Source organism: Streptomyces sp. sk2.1 (assembly GCF_008120935.1).
GTDB lineage: Bacteria > Actinomycetota > Actinomycetes > Streptomycetales > Streptomycetaceae > Streptomyces.
On the sequence record NZ_RDBO01000074.1, the window covers coordinates 1 to 4,351 of the forward strand.

Annotated in this window: 3 protein-coding genes; 2 read left to right on the forward strand and 1 reads right to left on the reverse strand. The window is 70.2% G+C overall.

The genetic code is table 11. The features are described 5' to 3' along the window. Nucleotides 1–269: 269 nt before the first annotated feature. The gene (locus tag EAO76_RS26560; protein ID WP_148838468.1) at nt 270–1,403 is read left to right on the forward strand and encodes a class I SAM-dependent methyltransferase; all 1,134 of its coding nucleotides are present in this window, start codon (nt 270–272) and stop codon (nt 1,401–1,403) included. Nucleotides 1,404–1,614: 211 nt separating this feature from the next. Then, nucleotides 1,615–2,805 carry a DUF11 domain-containing protein gene (locus EAO76_RS26565; protein ID WP_148838469.1) on the forward strand — a complete coding sequence of 397 codons (1,191 nt, stop codon included), beginning with the start codon at nt 1,615–1,617 and terminating at the stop codon, nt 2,803–2,805. 150 nt (nt 2,806–2,955) lie between these two features. Here EAO76_RS26565 and EAO76_RS26570 read toward each other — a convergent pair whose 3' ends face one another. Continuing rightward, complete coding sequence (locus EAO76_RS26570; protein WP_148838501.1) at nt 2,956–4,305, reverse strand: ammonium transporter; 1,350 nt, start codon at nt 4,303–4,305, stop codon at nt 2,956–2,958. Nucleotides 4,306–4,351: the final 46 nt, after the last annotated feature.

A 4,351-nucleotide genomic window follows, 5' to 3' on the forward strand; every position in this document is an offset into this window, starting at 1 on the left:
CGCCCGCGGGACGGCCTTCCCCGCCCGCCCCGCGGGCCGGCTTGCCCGCGAAGTCAAGGCTGTGCGAGCCTCGTACCCCGTCTCTCCGAAAGGGCTGTTCGTGACGCTCGGCATGGTTCTCGGCGACTTCTCCTCCCGCGCTTCGACGCGGGAGCGGTAGCCCCCTACCTGTCCGGACACGCGCCCGTGCCGCGGCACGGGCCGGTTTCCCCTGCTCCTCGTCGAAGTGCTCTTCGTGCCCCCGCACGTTCGATCACGAGGAGTATGTGGTGTCCACGATCCACTGGACCGAGACGAACACCCCCCGTTCCGCCCGTTGGCATTCCGAGAGCACGACACCGCCGCCCAGCCGGGTCATCGGCGCGGACGACCGGATGAAAGCCGACACAGCCCACCGTCTGGCCTGCGAGGGAACCGCCCTGCTGTGGCAGGGCGACTTCCACAACGCACGTCAACTGCTGCGGGCGCTGGGCCGCCGCGTCGACCGGAAACCTTCCCGGCGGGGCGGCAGCCCGGCAGACGCCTTCCACCTGCACCGCAGGGCCCGGGGCCACCGTGCCCGCGTGCTCGGCAGGCTCCTCGTCCTGCTGGAGGACGACTACCGCCTGAACCTGCGCAGGGCCCCCGATGTGCGCCGGGCATGCACCGAGGCGTACGGTCCGCCGTCCACGCCGATGGCCGTCCCGCTCACGGAACTGCTGGGCGTGATCGGAGCGCATCAGTGGCGCACGAAGGGCGTGGAGGTCCCGGCCCTCGACGCCCGCATCCATCCGCACTACGGCGTGTTCTCCCCGGTCAGGGGCGAATACGTCGACCTCGTCGCACATACGCCGCTTCCCGCGCCGACGGCCCGTCGCACGGGCCGCCGTACCGCGTTCGACCTCGGGACGGGGACGGGAGTACTCGCCGCGGTCCTGGCCCGCCGGGGGATCGACCACGTCGTGGCCACCGACATCAGCCCGCGCGCCCTGGCCTGCGCGCGTGAGAACGTCCACCGGCTGCACTTCACGGGGCGCGTCGACGTCGTGGGCCCCGGCCTGTTTCCCGAAGGGCGCGCGGACCTCGTCGTCTGCAATCCGCCCTGGATTCCGGCCCGGCCCACCTCCGCCGTGGAGCAAGGCGTCTACGACCCGGGCAGCGGCATGCTCCGCGACTTCCTGGACGGACTCACCGCGCATCTCGAACCGGGAGGCGAAGGATGGCTCATCCTGTCGGACCTGGCCGAGCACCTCGGACTCAGGACGCGCGGCGAACTCCTGGCCGACATCGAGGCAGCGGGCCTGCACGTGGTGGACAGGACCGACACCCGGCCGCGGCATCCACGAGCGGGGGACACCGCAGATCCCCTCCACGTCGCCCGTGCCGCCGAGGTCACTTCGCTCTGGCGTCTCGCCGGTGCCTGACGACCGGCGCCGGCTGCCGCCGGGGGCGAGAGGCCGACGCCCTCGGCGATCGCCTCCGGACCGGGGCCCACGGCGTCCGGCAGGTGGGAGCGCACGGTGGAGGAGACACCGGCCGCGCAACCGTTCGAGACCGATACGAGTCTAGGGACCGGAAAGCTTTTCCCCTGGAAGCCACCGTCCGTTTCCCCGCGTCCCAGCAGAGGATCCCTCCATGCCGATACCCTCGCACCACCGTCGCGCCTCCCGCGCCGCTGCCGCCGCTCTCGGCGTCGCCGGCCTGATCGCACTGGCCACGGCTCCTGCCGCCTTCGGCGATGAAACCGCACCCGAATTGGTCGTCGGAGGCGTCGAGCCGGTCAAGGGGCTGAAACCCGGGAGCAGCTTCGACCTGTCGGCGACCGTGGCGAACAAGGGCACCGGGGCGGCCGAGAAGGTGTGGGTCTCCTACGGCGTCACCCGAGGACTCGACTTCGCGGAGGTTCCCTCCAACTGCCTGACACACCGGGTCCCGTCCTACGACGAGATGCCCGAGAGAACGATCGCGGTGTGCGCGTTCGACCAAGTGGTGGAGCCGGGCACCGTCTACACGCCCGAGAAGCCCCTCCGCGTCGGGGCACTGGACCGCGCGTACAACGACGAGCTGCGCGTGAACGTCTGGGACGTCGATCCCGGAGCGGACGAGAACGGCACTACGCCGGTGGCGGGAACCGCACCGGCGGTGAAACTGGTCGAGGGACAGGCCGGGAGCGAGGGGTCCGCACGAGTCGTCAGCGTGCCCATCAGCTCCGTCAACACGGCCGACTACCAGGTGACGGGGGCCGCGCTGAAGGGGAGCGTCGGTGACACGGTGACGATGAAGGTGAAGTTCACCAACGCCGGGCCCGCCTGGATTCTGACCAAGCCGGGGGACCGGTCCGTCAGCGTCATGATCACGCCTCCCGCCGGGACGTCGGTCGTCAAGCGCGGCCAGTTCTGCCGGGCCGAGGACAAGAAGACGTACATCTGCGGCATGCGGTCGCTGAACGAGGGCGGCCAGGAGACCTACACCTTCGAGCTGAAGATCGACAAGCGGGTGACGAACGCCAAGGGCCGGGTGGCCCTGAGCACCGAGCCACGACCGTTCGACCCCGACAAGGCCAACGACAGGGCCGACATCACCCTGGACGTCACGGGTGGCGGGTCGACCGGTTCGACGGGCGGCCCGGCCGATGCCTCCGGCGGCTCGGCCAACGCCTCGGGCGGCTCGTCGACGGTCGGTGGCGACGGGACCACGACGAACGGCGACATCCTGGCGGAAACCGGCTCCTCGACACTGCCGATCGCGGGAGCGGCCGCCGCAGCGGTGGCCGCGGGCGCGGGCACGCTCCTCGTCATGCGCCGCCGGTCCCGGAGCACGGACTGACGATTGTCCGGCCGCCGGGACCCGTCCGATGATCGATCTCGTGGGGCGGGTCCCGGTGCGCCGGCGGATGTGGCGCGGGAACGGGCAGCGGCTCCGCCGCCGGGTGCTGACGGACGGGGCCGGCGACGACCCCGGGCCGGAAGGAAGCCGTCACTTCGATTCTTCCCGGGCCCGCAACAGTTTGGTGATCTGCCGGACGAGCTCGTCGTCGCTGGTCACGGCCTTTCCGGAGACCAGGGCACCGAGCCGCTCGGCGGTCTGGAAGTCGTAGGCGCGTTCCCGCTCCGTACCGGGAACGCTGTCGTACTCGTCCGGCGCGCGGAAGCCGACGGCCAGATCGACCACCTTCGCGATGACCCAGGTGAGGACGAAGGAGAACGCCATCACGGAGACGATGGCGACGAGCTGCTTGCCCAGCAGCCCCCAGCCGCCACCGTAGAAGAGCCCCTCCTTGCCACTGATCCGCGCGGTGGCGAAGAGACCGACCATGATCAGGCCGATCAGGCCGCCCACACCGTGCACGCCCACCACGTCGAGCGTGTCGTCCACACCGAAGCGGTACTTGAGCGTGATGGCGAAGGCGCAGACCGCCCCGACGACGAGGCCGGTGACCACGGCCCCGAGCGTGTTGATCTCACCGCAGGCGGGAGTGATGGCGACCATGCCCGCGACGGCGGAGGAGACCACGCCCATGGTGGTGACCGTGCCGGTGCGCCACTTCTCGACCAGCGGCCAGGTGACCATGGCACCGGCGGCGCCGAGCTGGGTGTTGATGAAGGCCGCGGCCGCGGTGCCCTGGTCGCTGAGTGCCGAACCCGAGTTGAAGCCGAACCAGCCGAACCACAACAGTCCGACACCGATCGTCACGAGCGGAATGTTGTTGGGCCGCTCCTCGCGACGGGCGAAGTCGCGCGGTGCCCGCAGCACCAGTGCCACGGCGAGCCCGGCGACGCCGGAGTTGAGTTCCACCGGCAGGCCGCCGGCGAAGTCCAGCGCACCGAGATGCTCGACGATCCACCCGTCCTGGTCGAACACCCAGTGCGCGAGGGGGACGTAGACGACGAGCAGCCACAGGACGACGAAGACGAGCCAGCCCTTCATCGTGGCGCGGTCCGCGATCGAGCCGCTGATCAGCGCGACGGTGATGACCGCGAAGCCCATCTGGAAAGTGCTGTAGATGTAGGTGGGAATGTGACCGGTGAGCGTGTTCAGCTCGATGCCGCGCATGAACACGTGGTCGAGGTTGCCGATGAGTCCGGCGCCTCCGACATCCGGGCCGAAGGCCAGCGAGTAGCCGATCACCCACCAGAGCAGCGTGCCGAAGGCGAGCGCGGCGAAACTCATCTTGATCATCATCAGGACGTGCTGGGTGCGCACCATGCCGCCGTAGAAGAACGCCAGTCCCGGCGTCATCAGCAGCACCATGGCGGTGGAGGCGAGCAGCCAGGCGGTGTCACCGGAGTCGTACGCGGGTGGCATCGGCGCGAGAGCGGTGTTCATCTGCGGATACCTCGTTGTGGGGGAGGAGGGGCTGGTCGGTGGGGAC

Excerpts from the sequence above, each read along its gene's own strand:
- EAO76_RS26570 (WP_148838501.1), bottom strand. The coding sequence starts at position 4,305 with ATGAACACCGCTCTCGCGCCGATGCCACCCGCGTACGACTCCGGTGAC.
- EAO76_RS26565 (WP_148838469.1), top strand. The coding sequence starts at position 1,615 with ATGCCGATACCCTCGCACCACCGTCGCGCCTCCCGCGCCGCTGCCGCC.